Here is an 18968-nt window from a genome sequence, read left to right on the forward strand (position 1 = left end):
TTACATGAGGAGTTCCGAGGCCAGGCGAGCCATCAGAACGTTGGATAACAGCACCGGCACATCCAGCGCTTTTTGCAGCAAATCACGATGATGCTGGTGGAACCCCAGGCAGTCCAGGATCAAGACATCTGCCCCTCTCTCCAGCAGTTCCTTCCCGGCAGCAATGAGTTTAGCGTCACTGTCCCAGAACGGATTTGCCAGCGCATACAAGGGCACTTTTTCCAGCACGTGCCATTTTGCCTCCTGGTTATCCATGAGCTCCTCAATGGGAACAATCACCCCCACCTGATGACCATCAACGATAGAGGCCACCAGCGGCGGAATGATGCGCATCGGTTCCAGCAAAATCGCATTACGCGCCGTGAGACCTTTAATGGGGGCAGTACTCATCAGCAAAATAACGTCATATCCTTGATTATCGAGCACTTCTATCACGCCCTGCAGCGAGCGCTCGATTTTCTGGCGCGAAACGTGCGCCAGTTTACCGTCACTTAATAACGTCGCCAGGGGATCCTCCCCCGCCTCGACAGCGTAGTCTTCCATGACCTCTTCCCGACTCATCTTCCCCAGCAGGCTGAGATGCGTTATCTGTTGTTCAGATACGTGCTCGGTTAAGAGCGGTAACACTTCGCTTACAGGGACCACACCAATGGTGAGGATCGCCAACGTTGCCTTCATTTTTATCGCCTTCCATTACTCCAACATCGTGTACACAGGTACAGGCTCACTACGCTGCACAGTTCATTTTTTCAACAAAACAGCACCAAGCGTAGCAGGTGATCCCGACATCGAAATGTAAAGATCGCCTGCCGATACCGGAGTTACTTGTAATAACTAAATATTAACTCCTGCTTAACTTTGCCGATGAGTAAAAAGTGTGATTCAGGCACGATCCTGGAGCGTTTAGGAAAACATTCAGGTTATGTCGGGATCTTCATAGCGCCGTTTCGCATCCAGCGCTTCCTGCTCAGTCTCGTGTTCACTGATCAGCGAGTCCGGTTTTGGGTGATCCGCACGCAGTTGATACCAGGTCACGGTATGACCCGTATGGCCTTTTTCAACGGTAACAATGCGCGCTTCACGCGGATAGGGAGGTCTGGTTGGCATAGCTCATCCTTTTTTTATGTCTGAGCTATAAGTATAGACGCCGCTTAGCTGGCACACGCCAAACGCAGGGCGGTAATAATCTGAATCACAACGTCTTCGGGAGTGGCTGACGCATCCACCACGTGGTGAGCCGCTTCGCGGTATAACGCATCGCGTTCGGCCAGCACTTCACTCACCTCTTCGTTGAGAGGCCTGGAGGTCAGCGCAGGGCGTTGCCCCTCTTCCGGAAAAGCTTCCAGACGCCCGACCAGAGCCGACACCGGCGCACTGAGATAAATCACGATCCCCTTTTCGCGCATAAAGTGACGATTACACTCCGCCAGAACAATGCCACCCCCGGTGGCGATCACGGAAGACGGGGTAGTGACCGCTTTCAGTGCGGCGGTTTCGCGTGCGCGAAAGCTCTCCCATCCCTCTTGCTCAACAATCTCAGCGATGGTTTTTCCGGCCTCGGTTTGCAGCCAGTGGTCGGTATCAACAAACTGGCGATGACACACGCGTGCCAGCTCCAGGCCAACGGTGGTTTTCCCACAGCCGCGGGGGCCAACTAAAAAGATGGGTTGGGTCATGCCAGGTGTTCCCCTTGATGCCGAATGGCTGAAGAGTGTAAAGAAATAATTGCAGAAGATGTTTCGTTTACTTTACTGCAAAGCGGTACGGGATGACAACCCTGTGGAGGCCACACTGTACCACAAATTGACAATAATTATCATTACGCTGTGCGGCGCTTCACTTCCAGCAGCCATTTATCCAGTTCGGCAGCGAACTGCTGGCGATCGCGCTGGGACAAGCTGTCCGGTCCACCGGTCTGCACGCCGCTGGCCCGCATCGTATCCATAAAATCGCGCATGGTGAGCTTTTCCCGAATGGTCGAAGGCGAGTAACGCTCCCCGCGCGGATTGAGCGCCGCCGCCCCTTTCTCGAGCACTTCAGCGGCCAGCGGAATATCCGCCGTGATCACCAGATCCTCCGCGCTGCACAGGCGAACAATTTCGTTATCCGCCACGTCGAACCCGGCCGGCACGCGCAAAGAGCGGATGAACCGCGAAGGCGGTACGCGAATGTTCTGGTTTGCCACCAGCGTTAGCGGCATCTGAACGCGCTCGGCGGCGCGAAATAAAATCTCTTTAATCACATTCGGACACGCGTCCGCATCAACCCAAATCGCCATATTGTCTCCCCATAATGACTCTGTCGACTATTGTCGCCTGCATTTCGTTGTTAAGCTATCAATCAGAGAAAACAACGCATAATGACGGAGAATCGTGATGGACAAGAAAATCGGGTTTATCGGCTGCGGTAACATGGGCAAAGCCATCCTGGGCGGTCTGATCGCCAGCGGGCAGGTGCTGCCGGGTCAGATTTGGGTCTATACCCCGTCACCGGACAAGGTCGCCGCATTGCGCGATCAGTACGGGATCAACGCTGCCGAAAGCGCGCAGGAAGTGGCCCAGGTCGCCGATATCGTCTTTGGCGCCGTCAAGCCGAACATCATGATCAAAGTGCTGAGCGATATCACCTCCAGCCTGAACAAAGAGACGCTGGTCGTGTCGATTGCCGCGGGCGTCACGCTCGATCAGCTGGCGCGCGCCCTGGGTCACGATCGTAAAATCATCCGCGCGATGCCCAACACCCCTTCGCTGGTCAACGCCGGCATGACCTCCGTCACGCCTAACGCGCTGGTGACCACGGAAGAAGTGGCCGATGTGCTGAACATTTTCCGCTGCTTTGGTGAAGCTGAAGTGATTGCCGAATCGATGATCCATCCGGTGGTCGGCGTGAGTGGCTCAGCCCCTGCCTATGTATTCATGTTTTTAGAAGCGATGGCCGACGCCGCCGTGCTTGGCGGAATGCCGCGCGCGCAGGCGTATAAGTTCGCCGCGCAGGCCGTCATGGGCTCCGCCAAAATGGTGCTGGAAACCGGCAAACACCCGGGTGAGCTGAAAGATATGGTCTGCTCCCCGGGCGGTACCACCATCGAAGCGGTGCGGGTGCTGGAAGAGCGCGGGTTCCGCTCGGCGGTCATTGAAGCGATGGCAAAATGCATGGAAAAATCAGAGAAGCTGAGTAAATCCTGATACTCTCCATCGGGCGTCAGGCCGCCACTTCGGTGCGGCCGCGCCCGGCATTTTTCGCCCTGTACAGCGCCACGTCAGCCGCCTTCAGCCATTCCCGATAATGTCCAAACTGCGGTCCCCAGGGGGCAACGCCTACGCTGATGCGCAGCGCTTCTTTTGGCGCGCACGGTAACGTCAGGTTTTCCAGCCGCTCATGCAACCGCGACATCACGGCGATGGCGCTTTCCGCTGCTGTCTGGGACATGATCACCGCAAACTCATCCCCACCAAACCGGCCGATAGCATCGCCTGACCGTACTGACCGCTGGAGCTGGCGCGTAATAGCAATGATCGCCTCGTCGCCCACGTCGTGCCCCCAGGTGTCGTTGATGTTTTTAAAGTGGTCGATATCAATCAGCAGTATCGTGGCCGTGCTGTGGTCGCGCCGACAATGCTCAAATTCATTTCGCAACAGCATTTCCCAGTGTCGACGGTTAAAGACCCCGGTCATGCCGTCGCGGGTGCTCATCATTTCCAGCCGCTGCTTGTGCTCCGCAAGCCTGACGGCAGTGCGGTGGCTGAGCCAGGCAAACAGCATAGGATAAAATACGAGAACAGGCAGTGTTAAGCCCCACTCCACGGGGTCGGGGTTGAAGACGGCCACCTTCCCGACGAGTGGCAGGATCACCAGCGCGGAGAGCAGCGTCAACGCGATCCCCGGGATGAACAGACGACAGCCCCCGGAGCCCATCATATTCATCCCCACCATCATCACCAGCGCTGCCGTGGGTAACGCATTCATCCCCATCACGCCGATCCAGAGCCCGGCAATAATGGCATCAACTTTAAGATTGAAAGTTTCCTGCTGATGAGGTGACGTGGCCCGGCAGGATAGCTGCCAGGCGAAATGGGGCCAGACGAACGACCACCCCACCAGTAAAAGCCACCAGCCTCCGGGTAAAAAATGGGTGACCAGCATTCCCGAAACCGGGAAAAACATCGCCGCCAGCCCCACGGCGCGCGCCAGCCTAACTCGCCGGGCAAACTGAATGCCGGCGCGGTGAGGGTCATCCTGAGAAAGGGTTAAATTCCACTCTTCCCGAATGCGCTTTTTGTTGTAATACGTTTCATCATTCATCATTTTTGGGAATATTCTGAAACATTTTCCCAAATTATAGAGAGGGGGTCTGCGGGGAAAGTATGAAATTTCGGGTGAGCCGCCGGAGCCGCTCACCCGTTAGAACTACACTTTTTTCTTCAGGCAGGCACTCATGAACTTGCTGCGGTCGTCCCCTTTCAGGGACTGTTCGGTTGCCTTCGCATTACACTCGCGCATTTTTTGCTGCTGCGGGGTCAGGCTTTTTTCAGCCGGCTTCGCGGCGCCGTTTTTGAGGCAGTCGCTCATGTAGGTCTTGCGAGCATCGCCCTTCAGACTCTGAGACGTCGCCTGTTGATTACAGGTGGTCATACGCTGCTGCTGCGGCGTTAACGTTTTCTCTTCCGCGTTCGCCGAGGCGACCAGGAACAGGCCGGAGAGCAGAGTAACCAGTAATGTTGTTTTCATTGCACCATCCTTTTGTGAACATTCCCTGTAAGTCTGGTTCGTGACAGGAAAAAAACCAGCCGACAGATGTGATTTCCGCCGGGATTTTATCATTTCAGACCCAGCGCCGCCTTCATGGTGTAGAACAGATCCGTTTGATCCGTCAGGCCTACCACGTTGGCCGCATGCGGACCGTAGGCGGCAATGCGCAGCTGGGTGCCCGTGTGCTCCATGGACTCTTCTTCAGAGTTGCCGTAGCTCATCACCATGACGGAGCCATCTTTGGTGTTCAGCGCCTGCGTCAAGCCAGGGGCTTTGGTATCTGGCGGAATGATCTGGCTGGCGTGCGCATGGTCCGCGGTGACGATCACCAGGGTGTTACCGTCTTTTTTCGCGAACGCGAGCGCCTTCTGCACCGCTTCGTCCAGATCGACGGTTTCACCAATCTGACCGCACGGATTCGCAGCATGATCCTGTTTATCAATCGACGCGCCCTCAACCTGCAGGAAGAACCCTTTTTCGCTCTTGCTCAAAAGAGAGATCGCTTTATCGGTCATCGCCGCCAGCGTCGGAATGCTGTCCGTACGTTTCGGGTTCGGCGTACAGGTCACCGCAGGCTGATCGATGTTGCCGTGATACGAGGCTTTTGGTCCTTCCCAGCGCACGGGCATGTTGCCGTCAGAGAACAGCCCCAGCAGCGGCTTGTCCTGGTTCGCCTCGCTTATCGCCGCCAGAGCATTTGCGTCACTCACCAGCTGATAGCCGCGAGCCTGCGCCTGCTCGCGCAGCGTTTTGCCCTGCCACTCGCCCGCCGTCGCGGTTTCCGCGAAGGTTTTCGCGCCGCCGCCCAGGGTCACGTCAGGACGCGCGTTCAGCAGCTGTTCCGTAATCGAGCCTTTGCCGCCTTTTTCCAGCGCATTCGTTGGGCATTTTTCGCTGGTCACTGACGGGCCGTAGCATTTACGCGATGTAACGTGCGCCACCAGCGCCGCGGGCGTTGCATCCTGGAGTTCAGCGGTGGAGACGTTGCCGGTCGCCAGGCCCGCCGCTTTTGCCATCTCCAGAAGGGTTTGATGATCTTTTTCGTGAATATCCACGCCCAGCGCGCCATTATAGGTTTTCACGCCGGTGGACCACGCCGTGGCAGAGGCCGCGGAGTCCGTTACGTAATCCGGTTTACCGGTTTTTTTATCCAGCGCGTAATGGGTATATTGTCCGGTCAGTGGTAAGGCGTCGATACCTTTAAAAAAGCCGCCCGCTCCCTCGGCATAATTTCGCGCCGCCGTGATTTCGGAATCGCCCATTCCATCGCCAATCAGCAGAATAATATTTTTCGCCGGCTTATCATTCAGCGAAGCGCGAATAGCGGCAGTTTGATCTTCTGATAAACGGCGCGCGCCGCCAGGCTGGGTGATATCCCCTTTTGCCGCACGATTATCCAGCACGCTGGTTTGCGTCGTATCAGCATAAATGGCAGGGGTAATTAACAGGGGAAGTAATGCAATGAAAAGTGCGCTCTGTTTCAATTTATTTTCTCCATGTACAAATACATAAAAATAAAAACAGAGCGACTATAGGCATCCTGCATGACAATTCTATGACACGTCGTTACGTCCTGTGACGGTTTAGCTGCGCGGATGCCTTAACAGCTTCTTTACGTACTGGTGGAGCATCTCGGCATCCTCAACCGGAACCTGCGATTCAGGCCTGACGCTGTCCAGCGCACCTTCCACGCTCTCTATCAACGCCTGTTGATCGGTTTTTGCCATTTGTCGCAGCAGCGCGGTGACGACAATTTCAAGCGCTTCGACCTGAGCCACCAGCTCTTTTGACTCTTCTTCCTTTTGTGCCAGCTTAACCAGCAATTCAGCAATGAGGTTTTTCATCGTGCCAGTTCCTTTTTCAGTTTTGTCTGACGTTATCACTCTGAATCCATATTGCAAAGAGAAGATATTAATTATGGTATGCAAAAGTGACACAGGAACAGAAATAAAGAGGCAGCGCCGTGATCGAAACGTTTTTCTATAAAAAGAAGCCGCATTTTGTTATATAAAAATGCGGCGACCATAAGAATATATAATACATCTGCGAAATTGTTATCTCGCCGATTTGGCCTCCGCCATTTGTCTGCGGCGTCGCAGCGCAATAGCCAGCTGGATAATATTGATTAAAACAACAATCGCTGTCGCCGCAAATACCCAGCGAAAACCGGCCATCGCGGAAACGGATGCGCCAATAAGCGGACCGGCAACATTCCCCAGATACATAAATGACTGGTTATATCCAAAAATACGCCCCGTCACCTGGTCGCTGGAATATTTAACCAGCAGGGTCTGCACCGCAGGCAACATGGCGCCATCAGCGAACCCAAGCAGAAATCGCAATACCCCAAGCTGAAGCGGAGAGGTGACAAACGACATCGCGAAGAAGAGTACCACCGCCAAGATCAGCGTCGCCATCAGGATGCGCGCCGTGCCGATCCTGTCACCCAGTTTTCCCAGACGCGGCGCGGAAATCAGGGCGGATACGCCCGGCACGGCGGCAATCATGCCGCTCAGAAAAGCGATATTGGTGCTATCCGGCTCCATCGACTTGATAAACAGCGCCAGAATCGGACCGACCGAACCGTTACAAAGCTGGATCACCATGGTGGTCACAAACAGGCTGATCATCAGTCCCGGATAGGGCAGCGAGGCGAAGACGGCCTTGCCGCTGAGGCGTTCAGATTTACTGATAACCGGACGGCCCCCCTCTTTAATAAGAAAGAGCGTCACCAGAAAACTGACCACCAGCAGAACCGCAGTGATGATAAATACCGCGCGCAGTCCGACGTGGTCCGCCAGAAAGCCCCCCAGCAGCGGACCGCCGATGACGCCGCTGATCTGTGCCGTGGAAAGCGTACTCAGCGCCCAGCCGCTACGCTCGCGCGGCACCTGAGAGGCGACCAGCGCCATGGCATTCGGAATGTACCCGGATGTCAGCCCCATCACCGCGCGCAGGAAAAACAGCTGCCAGACGTTGGTGGCGAAGGCCTGCAGCAGAATGGCAATCGCCATCCCGAGCGAGGCGCGCAGCAGCATCAGTTTTCGGCCTTTCCGATCCGCCAGGCTGCCCCACATCGGTGACACAATGGCGGAGACCAGAAACGTGACGCTGAACGTCAGACCGGACCACATGGAGAGCGCTTCATGCGAAGTCACCCCCAGCTGCGAGACGTACAGCGGCAGGAACGGCAGGATCTGGCTGATGGCCAACCCGGTGAAGAAGCAGCCGAACCAGACCGAGATGAGATTAACTTTCCAGGATTCCATAAAGAAATAGTCTTCATTTTTAGGCGAATTCGCCGTCAGATTAGCAAGTTACGCGTTTTGACGTCGCACCAGAGATGCGGCCTGACTGACTTTGGTGTTTTATCTTCCCAGTCATCATATTTGTGAAATAAGTCACAATTCATCCATTTTCTGGCGGAATATTATGCTTCACCGACAGAGTCCGAAACCGCGCATGCCCAGATGAAAATGGTTGGCATGCGCCGCGTTATACTCCGGCCCCAGGCCGTTTCCGTAGTAGCCGCAGCTCGCCGCCAGCATGGCCTTCAGCCATGGCTGCGTTGTTGCCGCCTTCCAGCCATTCAGCACCGTGACGCGTTCACCGTTCGCCAGACGAAAAGCGGCAATATCCAGCGCCTCAGCCGTAGCATGTTCACTGCGTCGCGCGTCAGGGCGGTGGTAAATATTGCGGCAGGCAAAGCTGCCGAGATGATCGATACGCGCCAGGTCGCTGCCCGTATAGCGTTTTGTCAGCGGCCGGGCCTGCTGGCTGATAAAGAGGGCTGAGCTGAGCGCCAGCGGACAGCTGGCGAGAAAACTGCTGTTCAGGCCGACCGGACCGAAGTCACGCACGCGTACAACGTTATTAAGCGGACACGCGCCGCCACTGTCAGCCACCGGCTGGGTGCGGATGAGATCTCTTTGGTTAGCCTGCGAAAGCAGGCTCGCGCACGCCTCGGGGGTTAAGCGCCGAAGCTTATACTGGGTGATTCGGCCCGGCGGGTCGTCAAGCGTCAGCGGCATGAAAGGGTTGTAGTAAGGCGGCAACCAGCGGTAACCCACCGTTGCGATGGCCAAAATGATAAATACGGTCAGCAGCGTTTTTCCTTTCACTCTCCCCCCTCAACATTCCCCAAAACATTATGGCAGAAGGCCGCGAAACCCGCCGGGCATCGTGGTATGTTATTGGCTTTTCGTCAGACTGGAAGAGAGTGAGATGGCTAAGCAGCGCGTAGGTATTGTCTTTGGGGGAAAATCAGCTGAGCACGAAGTGTCATTGCAATCGGCCAAAAATATCGTTGATGCGATCGATAAAAGCCGCTTCGACGTGGTGCTGCTGGGCATTGATAAACAGGGCCAGTGGCACGTTAACGATGCCAGCCAGTATCTGCTGAATGCTCACGATCCGGCACACATCGCCCTTAATCCTTCGGAAGTAAGCGTCGCCACCGTACCCGGCGTCGTGAAGGGGCAGCTTATCGACGCCGGCAATGCACAGGCTCTCGCCCAGATCGACGTTGTCTTCCCTATCGTTCACGGCACACTGGGGGAAGATGGTTCCCTGCAGGGAATGCTGCGCATGGCCAACCTGCCGTTCGTCGGCTCGGACGTCCTCGGCTCTGCCGCATGCATGGACAAAGACGTCACCAAACGCCTGCTGCGCGATGCCGGGCTGAACATTGCACCATTCGTGACCCTCACCCGCGCCAACCGCGACAAACACAGCTTCGCGCAAATTAGCGGAGAGCTGGGTGTGCCGCTGTTTGTGAAGCCTGCAAACCAGGGCTCCTCCGTGGGCGTCAGCAAAGTGACCAGCGAAGCTGAGTTCACGCAGGCCGTCCGCCTGGCGTTTGAGTTCGACCATAAAGTGGTGGTTGAGCAGGGTATTAAAGGCCGTGAAATTGAGTGCGCCGTGCTGGGCAACGATTTTCCACAGGCGAGCACCTGCGGCGAAGTGGTCTTAAACAGCGACTTCTACTCGTACGACACTAAATACATTGATGACAAAGGCGCCCAGGTTGTCGTGCCTGCGGATATCGATCCGGCGGTTAACGATAAGATCCGGGCGATCGCCATTCGCGCTTATCAGACGCTCGGCTGCTGCGGCATGGCGCGCGTGGATGTGTTCCTGACGGCGGAAAACGAGGTGGTGATCAATGAAATCAATACGCTGCCGGGGTTCACTAACATAAGCATGTATCCGAAACTGTGGCAGGCAAGTGGCCTGAGCTACCCGGAATTGATCACCCGCCTGATCGAACTGGCGCTGGAGCGTCACGCCGCCGACAGCGCGCTTAAAAGTTCCGTAAACGGTTAATCGGCGCGCTTCGCCGACTCCGCCTCATCCGCTGTCGTCTCTTCAGGACGACGGCGGATAATCAACCCCGCCAGCCAGAAACTGATCACCCAGGTAACCAGCCCAACGGCATACGTTTGCCAGCCTTTTGCCTCAAACCCCAACAGGCCCACAACACCGTTAAGAATAAAGATCAGCCCGATAGCGAAGGCGTAGTAGTGCCAGTCTCGGCGTAGTTTGGACGTGAGCTTCATAACAACTCCGGCAGGAAAAAAAGACATCCTCTCACAGATTTACGGCCAGGTCTGTGGCAGATACGGAAATTCTGAAACGCGACGCAATTTCAGTTAAGTCATGAAATTGTGATGTGCTGCAGAAATCAACAATCCAGGAGGATTCCGGCGCGTAAATTACCACGATTCTGATATTGACAAATGCGATGACCTGTCAAACTCACCCTGTACGAAGCGTATTAACAGAGCGATTTATCCGGAGGTCATCATGGCTGACTTTACATTGTCGAAACCGATTTTTGGCGGAAAACCAAAAACCTCCACGGCGGGTAATATCGCGTATGCCCTGTTTGTCCTGTTCTGCTTCTGGGCTGGCTCACAGCTGCTCAATATGCTGGTCCATGCGCCAGGCGTTTATGAACACCTGATGCAGGTACAGGATAACGGACGCCCGCGAGTTGAGATTGGCTTTGGCGTCAGCACCCTGTTCGGCCTGATTCCCTTCCTCGCGGGATGTATGATTCTGGGCGTGGTGGCATTAGCGCTGCGCTTTCGCCGTCGCCGTTAAAGCCCCATACAGCGAGCCCGGCGATCGTCCACGCGTTTTGCGAACCACGCGGTGGTCAGGTTACGCGTGATCTTCGGGCTTTCCAGCTGGATCCCCGGCAGGATAGCCCTCGGTAACGTTTTCCCGCTTTTCTGCTCTGCGAGCGCAAACACCTTCTTGTACAGATCCGTTTTCTCAAAGGCCAGGCTATCGCCTTTCTCAAGCTGGCGGCGAATGTCGCTGTTGCTCAAGCCAAGCGTTGTCGATAATTTCCGTACGGCAAGCTCAGTGCTTCCCGCCTCGCTGCTGCCGTAAGCGATGAGATCGCCGTCCAGCGCGAGCTTAACGCCGCTTGCGCGGCTGACCGCACTCTGGAATGCCGCATTACGGCTGGCATACCAGCCGGCGTTAAAGTCGGCAAAGCGGTACAGCGGCTCATCGTAGTTCGCCGGGTAGTTCAGCAGGTGATACGTGCCGAACCACAGCCCGCCGCGCAGGGAGAAGACCTCCTGGCGCACCGTACCGTCGATTTTCCACGGGTAGCCATCGGTATGCTTCTCCGCGAACGCGATGCTTACCTGCATTGGGCCTCCGGTGTGGACCGGGTTCAGTGAGCCAAACAGCTTCTGCCCCATTGGGACCATGCTGATGAAATCATCAAAGATGGCGCTAAGCTGTTTTTCGGTTTTCACCGTATCGAGCCGCTCGCTGTAGCTTTTGCCGTTCGGCGAGGTGATTTTAAGCGCGGTATGCACGAGGAACAGCGGGATATGCATGGACTCCGCGCGGCGGTCGATCTCTTTCCAGGCGATTTTATTCAGCCCCGGCACAGCCGGGTCTGACTGGTACATCGACTCCTGCTGCGCCACCGCCAGCACCGAACAAATGTTCTCCTCGGTCGGCGCGATCTTTTGGCTTTCAAAAGTTTTTGCCAGCGCGTCTGCCCACGCATTGCGATCCTTCACGCTGGCGGGCATTTTCTGCCGCACAACGCTCGCCACATCAACGGGCTTCTCGCCCTTTTTGAGCGGAGCGGCTCCCTTTTCGGCACAGCCTGCCAGCACAAAAGCGGCCAGAATGGTCAACGGTAATGCGCGCGGTACGGCAAAAGGCATAGCAACGTCCTGTATTAGCTAAATGTGTTGGTGACTTCCTGCAGGTCACGATCGTCCAGCTCGCGTTCAAAGCTGCGCAGACGTTTGTAGATAGACATCAGTTCTACCAGCGTGGTCCAGGAGCTGATCAGGTACTGGAATGAACTTCTGACCTGATCAAACACGTTGGTAATTTGGGTCATCAGTCCCAGGGTAATTGTCCCTGCAACTATTGACGGGAACAACAGGACTATTCCAAAAACAGTATCGGCCTGAAGATATAAAATACGAGCTATGTTGAAATACATGTAGTGGAAGTAGAGCTTAAAGTAGTTAAAACGGACGTTCTGAAATAACTCTTTTACCGTTGGTGGCGCAGCTCGTGATGGGTCATCCTCACCGTAAACGAGTTCTTTACGGTAAGCCGCTTCCACGCGCTGATTTTTAAATTGTAACCCCGGCAATTTGATTCCCACCACAGCAAGAAGCCCCGTTCCCATAAGAGACCAGACCAGTGCCGCAATAACCAAACCATAGGGTAAATGACCAACAATTGGAAGTTCAGGCACATGGGGTGAAAGTGCAATCAGAATCGGTAAAAAAGCGATAAGTTTCATCACAGCATTAAGCAAGCTGACCCCCATGTCCTCCAGCGTTGAGGCAAAACGCATGGTGTCTTCCTGCACACGCTGTGCAGCACCTTCGATGTGCCGCAGTCGTTGCCAATTTGCCATGTAATATTCGTTCATAGCAGTACGCCAACGGAAAACGTAATGGCTAACGAAGAAATTGTTCAGCACTGCCACTGTTACTGCAATCATGGCAATGCCGGTAAAACTAACGAGACTGGCATAGAGTTCACCAATCGGAACCTTATTCGGGGCGCTTAGTGCTTTTTGGATCAAATCGTAGAAGGGTGCATACCATGCATTAATTGCAACGCTCACTTCCACCATGAACCAGGTAACGAAAATGATCAGTGCAGATCCCAAAATCGACCAAAACTGCCAACGATGCGGAGAATATTTGAACCAGAAGAGTGCAAACAGCCCCACACATACCGTGTAGTAGGCATAAAATACGATAAAGCTCAGCGACCAGAAGCGCGCCGCGCTAATCGGCACCTCGCCTGTCGCCCCCGTGATGCGCGTCAGCCATGCGCCGCCGCCCGCCTGCCAGAAAATGACAGCGATCAGTGCCCAAATAAATGCCGACAGGAAAAAAGGCCCCGGCTTTGGGAAAAAAGACTTAAACATAATGCTTCCTTCTTGTTGTTATGGCTGTTGCTGTGTACAACACGTCACCACACGAAAACCTGCCCGAGCCAGCCTCCCGGCTCCGGCAAAAAGGTCAGACCCGAGCGTTAATTATTAGTTCGCTTTCCAGTTTTCAAGAATTGTTTCGGTGCGTTTCACCGCGAGAGGATTCGCCGGCGCAATGAAGTTACGCCAGACGTCGTTGTGATGGTTAATCAGGATCTGCGCATCTGCCGCCGGGCGATTGGCTGTAGTATGGGCATCTTCCGCCACGGTGATGTGATAACCCCGGCTGACGCCGTTCTTAACCGTCGCATCGACGCAGTAATCGGTGGCGCAGCCGCAGATGACAAACTCGCGAATACCCTGCTCACGCAGCAGCGCCTCAAGCGCGGTGTTGTAGAAGGCATCACAGGCGGTTTTGGTCACGTAAAGCGCGTCAGCAGGTTGATGGAGTTCAGGCAGTAGTGCAAACCCCTCACTCCCCTCTTCCAGGCCACCAGCCTCAGTATGCTGAATAAAAATCACCGTGTCGGCTGCCTGCGTAAGCTGGTTGATCAGAGAGACACACTTTTCACGCTGATGACGAGGGGTTTCAAATACCCCGTTCTGCATATCGACAACCATAACCACACGCTTCTCAGACATACCGTTCTCCGTAAGATTGAGTGAAACTGGTGCCTATCATAAGCCCGATGTCACAAAATGGGAGATGGCTCGTAAGTAAATTGTTCATATTTACCCATGGTTACGTTTTTCTCGCTATCGTTATGCAATTCGGGGCATTGCGCGGTTCCGATTAGTAGTATAAATACCCATTACTTTCCTCATTCACTTCATGGATGCTTTTCGTTGAAACGTTGTCTGCTCTCTTTTGCCGCGCTGTGTGCGGTGAGCTTTTCTACCGCCCAGGCAGCCCAACCGCTGACGGCACCCGTTTTAGCTTCAGATATTGCCGATCGCTACGCGAACCTTATCTATTACGGCAGCGGCGCGACCGGGATGGCGATGGTCGTCATCGACGGCAACCAGCGTGTGTTCCGCAGCTTTGGCGAAACGCGTCCGGGAAATAACGTTCACCCGCAGCTGGATTCCGTTATCCGCATCGCGTCCTTAACCAAGCTGATGACCAGCGAAATGCTGGTGAAACTGCTCGACCAGGGCGTGGTGAAGCTTGACGATCCGCTCAGCAAATACGCGCCGCCAGGTGCCCGGGTACCTACGTATCAGGGGACGCCGATCCGGCTTGTGAACCTTGCAACCCACACCAGCGCCCTGCCGCGTGAGCAGCCAGGCGGAGCAGCGCATCGTGACGTATTTGTCTGGCCAACGCGCGACCAGCGCTGGAGCTATCTGAGTACCGCCACGCTGAAAGCGGCACCGGGCTCGCAGGCCTCTTATTCAAACCTGGCGTTCGACCTGCTGGCGGATGCCCTCTCAACGGCGGCTGGCAAACCCTATACGCAGCTGTTTGAAGAGCAGATCACCCGTCCGCTCGGCATGAAAGACACCACGTTTACCCCGTCCCCGGATCAGTGCCGTCGCCTGATGGTGGCAGAGAAAGGTGCCAGCCCCTGTAATAACACGCTCGCGGCTGTGGGCAGCGGCGGGGTTTACTCCACGCCTGGCGACATGATGCGCTGGATGCAGCAGTTCCTTTCTTCAGATTTCTACGCTCGCACCAGCCAGGCCGATCGCATGCAGACTCTGATTTATCAGCGTACTCAGCTGCACCGCGTCATCGGGATGGACGTGCCGGGTAAAGCCGATGCGCTCGGCATGGGGTGGGTCTATATGGCGCCGAAAAATGGGCGTCCGGGTATTATTCAGAAAACCGGCGGCGGCGGTGGATTCATCACCTATATGGCCATGATCCCGCAGTCAAACGTGGGCGCGTTTGTGGTGGTCACCCGCTCCCCGCATACGCGTTTCGTCAATATGAGTGACGGGATTAATAACCTGGTGGCAGAACTGAGCGCCAATAAAGCCCAGGTGCTCACCGCGTCTAACTGATCTTAATATTCCGTGGGCAAGCGGTTGATGCTGACCAGCTTGCCCCGGCTCATATTGATGTAGTTACCTTGCCGCAGGGCAGCGAGAACCTCAGCAACCACTGAACGTGAAATACGCGTACTTTGTTGAATATGATTCATCACACCGATTTTTGAACGCAACGTTTCATCCCACTCCGCCATATTCAACAGCATGGCGCGGATCTGATGATAGGAATTATTTCCCACCAGCTGCATATCGCGTTTCTCAAGAATGTAATTTATCCAGGATAACCAACCGAAGGCCTCTTTCCATAGCGCGTTCTGTTGTATAAGTTGACGGGTGGTTTCAGTGGGCAAATAAAAACCCGTGCAGGATGTTTTGGCTATCACTCTATATTCCTGGCAGTGATTAATCATCACTGTGGACAAACCCATAATAAACGGCGCTGTCGCGATGCCCACAAGCAGTTCATCTGAATGTCGATAGACTTCGATAACACCGGTTTGGAATACGATGGTGCGGCGCTCATTACATTCACCGGATATAATTAATTGTTTTGGAGCAGATTTAAAAGGGGTACTGGCTGATTTCAAACACTGTTCGAGCCGGCGTAATTCAGAAAGTGGTTTCGCATTAACCTTCATGCAGACCTCAAGGCATCCGTATTTGTCGGTTCAATATTATTTTTATTACTTCTGTAAAAAGCGGGGGGAGGTAACGCCTCCCCCCGCTTTTATTTATTACCAGGTATATTTCACCCCCAGGTTTGCGCCCCAGTTCTGATCAACGTCGCCGCCGCCCAGATAAGTGGCATCAGTGTAAGCACTGAAGTTCTTCGTGAAGCTGAACTGGGTGCCCAGCCCTACGCGCACAGCGGAGCCTTTAACGCCGTTATCAATGCTGTCACCGTTAATGTCGGCATTGTTATCAGCATCGCCATAGACCCAGGCCAGTTTGAAGTAAGGCGTCAGAGCCTGATCGCCACCGTAGTTGAAGGTATAACCCGTATCAACACCGAGTTCATAGCGCAGGCTATCGTAAGATTGCCCATCCATGCGCATGTCATTGCTGAGACGATAATCATCGCCAGACTGGAACAGGCCAGACACGGCTGCGTATGGTGTGACGTAGCCGGACAGGTTTGGTTTCCAGTCATAGCCCAGTTTCAGCCCAAAACCAACTGCGTCATTGGTGGTGTTGCCGTCAACATACTGGCCGTTGCTCATGTTAGCAGAGAGATCGCTGTTGAAGCGGGTGTAGCTCAGGGAGCTGTCGAGGAAAAGATCGTTCATGAACTTCGCAGACGCGTAGATCATCGCCGTCTGGCTGTCCTGATCGACCTGACCGGTACGATCGCTGATATCCCCCTTCGCGAAACCTGCCGCACCACCGACGATCCACTTCGCATTATTACCGTCAATCTGGGTATCCAGACCGACCATAATACCGCTCACGTCCTGATCGTAGCTAAGAACGCCATTGTCGCCGTCGAAGTTACCGCCGAAGTAACTCACCCACGCCCCGCCGTTATCCGCCAGGCCGTGACGGCTGTTGGTCAGACGCGTACCAACGGTATCCTGCTGCAGATTCCAGATGTTGGTGTTGGCAGATGGGATGCTCAGCGCCATATTGGCGTAGTCGGTCAGCGCTTTCTGCTGGAGGACAACGGCGTCACCCTGCTGCTGCGCCTGGTAGGTGTAGGCACCTAAATCGGCTTTGTTTGCAGCAGTAAAGCTGGCTGCAGTATCCGCGTTATTGTCATAGACGCGAATAATCTCTTTGTTTTTGTAATCGGCGACGGAACCGGCTCCGGTCGCGTTGTCGATACGGACCTTGTAGTTACCGGCGACGTCACCGTTCACTGACAGATGACCATCAGAATTAATCGCCACAACGCCGTAGTCGTAATCGGCATTGTGCTTATCGTTGGTGATATAGCGTGCGTTGTTCAGATCGCTGTTCAGCACGTAATCACGGCTGGCAACGTTCAGCACACCACCATCGGTCAGTACCATATTGTGCGTATCAACCTGTCCCAGCCCCAGCGCCAGCTCTGCACCGTTATCCACGGTGATGGTGTTGGCATACAGATCGGCCGTTTCTTCCGTCAGTGCCGCACGGCTATAGCTGTCAAGATACAGATGGTCGGTGGCCACGCCGCCGCTGTCGCCGATATTCAATGAGGAAGCATTGGTCAGGGTGATGGTATCCGCCAGCAGACCTGAATTTTCAACATTGACCTGAGACTGGTTATTTACCGTCAGCGTGTCGATGTTAGACACCTTGCGGGTATCCCATTCGGAGCCGTTATCCAGCGTGATGTTAAAGAGACCGCTCTGATACACCGCTTCGCCCGCAACATGTCCGTTGCTGTCATAGGTGGAGTCCGGCCAAATGCTGTTTGGAGACAGAGCGCTCCAGTCTACGTTGCTGTAGCCCAGGCCATACATCTGCGCCGTGCCGATAGCCTCGACGCTCGACTGCGCTGCACCAACCCATTTGCTGCCATTGGTCAGAGTAACGTCAAGCTTATCGGTACCGTCCCAGCCGTTGGTGGTTGGGTTATAGACACCGTCTGCACTGGTATCCGTTGCCGGATCGCCGTTCGGGTAGAAGTTGTTGTCGAAGGTACTGGAGAAAAGAATGTCGCCAGTCACGGTGGAGTGATCGAACGTGGCGCTGGTCTGCATCGCGTTATCAGACGCGCTGGCGGCCACAATCAGCGCCGCATCATCTGCCGCTGTCGCGTTGGTTTCACCATAGTCGCTCGGCTTCGCGGTTTGACCGTAGAATCCGCTGGTACCTAAATCGCTGTACGCACCAGAAGTCAGTACCGAATCTTTCACCAGTAGCGTGTCGGTAAAGACGTTGCTGCTGTTGGCTACGCCTTCAACGCCGTCGTACGGGGTATTATCCAGCTCCTGATACCCCTGCGTCAGGGTAATACCCGCGACGTGAGAGTTATTCTGGATAACAATATCCGATTCAACATCCAGGGTAATTGCATTGCCCAACCCATAGGTATCAAGATAGTGGGTTTCGGTGTTATCGCCATTTACCACATTGTAAGCATAATGCTCATAGGTGTCGTTAATGGTGGAGTGATCAACGGTCAGACTAAAACGATCGTACTGAGAATGGGTCGTGCCATCGGTGTCTATACCATCAGCACACGAGGTGGTCATACACTCAGAGGTAATCATGCCATTAATGGTACTGTTGGAAATGCTTAATGCATTAGCCCGACCATTGATACCATCATCCAGATAGTATGTTGAAATAATACCATTCACGGTGGATTTATTAATCACCGGATAAATATCACCGTCGTGGGTAACGTCTGAGTAATCCCAGTCGGCATAGCCATAATACCAGGGTGTGGACGCTGTATTATCGTATCCGAAGGTATTATAAGTTGTACCGGAAATATCCTTCGCACTGGCCTGAGAAGCGATAGCCAGGGTGCAGGCTAATGCAAGTTGAGATACAACGAGTTTCTTTTTCCATGTTTGCATTGGGTCATCCCTCCTCAGGGACGTAAGCAAGTTTGTCCATCAATGAATTTGCAACATTTAATTGCGGAGGGAATTATGCAGTTTCATTTCGAAAAGGTTCAATGAATGTTTCCATTAAGTCCGTATCCAGACCAATTACACATAAAAAACAACAAGCGCAGGGGTCACTCAAGATAAATATTATAAAAACAAAACGTTAAAATACAGACAAGTGAAGGAGGATTATATAATAATAAATAATAGATTATTTTTAATGATGCATCCCACTTAATATA

General features: G+C 54.2%; 20 protein-coding genes. 4 read left to right on the top strand and 16 right to left on the bottom strand.

Translation table 11 applies throughout. The features are described from left to right. The 4 genes from BM007_RS08270 to BM007_RS08285 all read right to left on the bottom strand — a co-directional run bounded on the left by BM007_RS08270 (position 1) and on the right by BM007_RS08285 (position 2278). Entirely contained in the window at positions 1–678 is a 678-nt protein-coding gene (locus tag BM007_RS08270) for an AroM family protein (protein WP_024906791.1), read from the bottom strand. 237 nt (positions 679–915) lie between these two features. Then, a complete protein-coding gene (yaiA, locus tag BM007_RS08275) occupies positions 916–1107 on the bottom strand; it encodes a protein YaiA (RefSeq protein WP_023334675.1) in 192 nt (63 codons plus the stop codon). A gap of 44 nt (positions 1108–1151) precedes the next feature. Continuing rightward, positions 1152–1676, bottom strand: coding sequence for a shikimate kinase AroL (gene aroL, locus BM007_RS08280; RefSeq protein ID WP_090418061.1), 525 nt, complete (start codon positions 1674–1676; stop codon positions 1152–1154). A gap of 143 nt (positions 1677–1819) precedes the next feature. Beyond that, the gene (locus tag BM007_RS08285) at positions 1820–2278 is read right to left on the bottom strand and encodes a YaiI/YqxD family protein (RefSeq protein ID WP_010428006.1); all 459 of its coding nucleotides are present in this window, start codon (positions 2276–2278) and stop codon (positions 1820–1822) included. A 97-nt stretch (positions 2279–2375) separates the two neighbouring features. Here BM007_RS08285 and proC point away from each other — a divergent pair, with 97 nt between their 5' ends. After that, the gene (gene proC, locus BM007_RS08290; protein WP_032646136.1) at positions 2376–3185 is read left to right on the top strand and encodes a pyrroline-5-carboxylate reductase; all 810 of its coding nucleotides are present in this window, start codon (positions 2376–2378) and stop codon (positions 3183–3185) included. A gap of 16 nt (positions 3186–3201) precedes the next feature. Here proC and adrA read toward each other — a convergent pair whose 3' ends face one another. From adrA to BM007_RS08320, 6 genes are all read right to left on the bottom strand, one after another. Then, the gene (gene adrA, locus BM007_RS08295) at positions 3202–4305 is read right to left on the bottom strand and encodes a diguanylate cyclase AdrA (protein ID WP_090418064.1); all 1104 of its coding nucleotides are present in this window, start codon (positions 4303–4305) and stop codon (positions 3202–3204) included. A 102-nt stretch (positions 4306–4407) separates the two neighbouring features. Next, positions 4408–4728, bottom strand: a complete 321-nt coding sequence (gene psiF / locus BM007_RS08300; RefSeq protein WP_023334671.1) for a phosphate starvation-inducible protein PsiF — start codon at positions 4726–4728, stop codon at positions 4408–4410. An 89-nt stretch (positions 4729–4817) separates the two neighbouring features. Beyond that, entirely contained in the window at positions 4818–6233 is a 1416-nt protein-coding gene (phoA, locus tag BM007_RS08305) for an alkaline phosphatase (RefSeq protein WP_090418067.1), read from the bottom strand. 99 nt (positions 6234–6332) lie between these two features. Beyond that, a complete protein-coding gene (gene iraP, locus BM007_RS08310; protein WP_024906786.1) occupies positions 6333–6593 on the bottom strand; it encodes an anti-adapter protein IraP in 261 nt (86 codons plus the stop codon). A gap of 210 nt (positions 6594–6803) precedes the next feature. Next, positions 6804–8018, bottom strand: a complete 1215-nt coding sequence (locus BM007_RS08315) for a multidrug efflux MFS transporter (protein ID WP_090418069.1) — start codon at positions 8016–8018, stop codon at positions 6804–6806. A gap of 168 nt (positions 8019–8186) precedes the next feature. Next, complete coding sequence (locus BM007_RS08320) at positions 8187–8870, bottom strand: extensin-like domain-containing protein (protein WP_032646133.1); 684 nt, start codon at positions 8868–8870, stop codon at positions 8187–8189. A gap of 103 nt (positions 8871–8973) precedes the next feature. On the opposite strand from BM007_RS08320, the gene ddlA reads away from it, so the two are divergent. After that, positions 8974–10074, top strand: a complete 1101-nt coding sequence (gene ddlA, locus BM007_RS08325; RefSeq protein ID WP_090418072.1) for a D-alanine--D-alanine ligase — start codon at positions 8974–8976, stop codon at positions 10072–10074. Here ddlA and BM007_RS08330 read toward each other — a convergent pair. Continuing rightward, positions 10071–10307: a DUF2754 domain-containing protein gene (locus BM007_RS08330; protein WP_023334666.1), complete on the bottom strand. Its 237-nt coding sequence runs from the start codon at positions 10305–10307 to the stop codon at positions 10071–10073. The genes ddlA and BM007_RS08330 overlap by 4 nt on opposite strands. 247 nt (positions 10308–10554) lie before the next feature. Here BM007_RS08330 and BM007_RS08335 point away from each other — a divergent pair, with 247 nt between their 5' ends. Further along, positions 10555–10854 (top strand): DUF2755 family protein, encoded by a 300-nt coding sequence (locus BM007_RS08335; RefSeq protein WP_024906782.1) that lies wholly within the window; start codon positions 10555–10557, stop codon positions 10852–10854. On the opposite strand, the gene BM007_RS08340 is transcribed toward BM007_RS08335, so the two are convergent. The 3 genes from BM007_RS08340 to BM007_RS08350 form a co-directional block, all read right to left on the bottom strand. Then, positions 10851–11948, bottom strand: a complete 1098-nt coding sequence (locus BM007_RS08340; protein ID WP_090418075.1) for a DUF1615 domain-containing protein — start codon at positions 11946–11948, stop codon at positions 10851–10853. The genes BM007_RS08335 and BM007_RS08340 overlap by 4 nt on opposite strands. A 14-nt stretch (positions 11949–11962) precedes the next feature. Continuing rightward, positions 11963–13183 (bottom strand): peptide antibiotic transporter SbmA, encoded by a 1221-nt coding sequence (gene sbmA / locus BM007_RS08345; RefSeq protein WP_025912609.1) that lies wholly within the window; start codon positions 13181–13183, stop codon positions 11963–11965. A 114-nt stretch (positions 13184–13297) separates the two neighbouring features. Beyond that, positions 13298–13831, bottom strand: coding sequence for an isochorismatase family protein (locus BM007_RS08350; protein WP_032646126.1), 534 nt, complete (start codon positions 13829–13831; stop codon positions 13298–13300). Between the two features lie 204 nt (positions 13832–14035). Between BM007_RS08350 and ampH the strand changes: the two genes are divergently transcribed. Continuing rightward, positions 14036–15196 carry a D-alanyl-D-alanine-carboxypeptidase/endopeptidase AmpH gene (gene ampH, locus BM007_RS08355; RefSeq protein ID WP_024906778.1) on the top strand — a complete coding sequence of 387 codons (1161 nt, stop codon included), beginning with the start codon at positions 14036–14038 and terminating at the stop codon, positions 15194–15196. Positions 15197–15198: 2 nt separating this feature from the next. Here ampH and BM007_RS08360 read toward each other — a convergent pair whose 3' ends face one another. Together BM007_RS08360 and BM007_RS08365 are read right to left on the bottom strand one after the other, a co-directional pair. Beyond that, positions 15199–15822, bottom strand: coding sequence for a helix-turn-helix domain-containing protein (locus tag BM007_RS08360; protein ID WP_090418077.1), 624 nt, complete (start codon positions 15820–15822; stop codon positions 15199–15201). 96 nt (positions 15823–15918) lie between these two features. Next, positions 15919–18693, bottom strand: a complete 2775-nt coding sequence (locus BM007_RS08365; protein ID WP_090418080.1) for an autotransporter outer membrane beta-barrel domain-containing protein — start codon at positions 18691–18693, stop codon at positions 15919–15921. Between the last annotated feature and the right edge of the window lie 275 nt (positions 18694–18968).

The organism is Enterobacter sp. NFIX59, assembly GCF_900113755.1.
GTDB classification, from domain to species: domain Bacteria; phylum Pseudomonadota; class Gammaproteobacteria; order Enterobacterales; family Enterobacteriaceae; genus Enterobacter; species Enterobacter pseudoroggenkampii.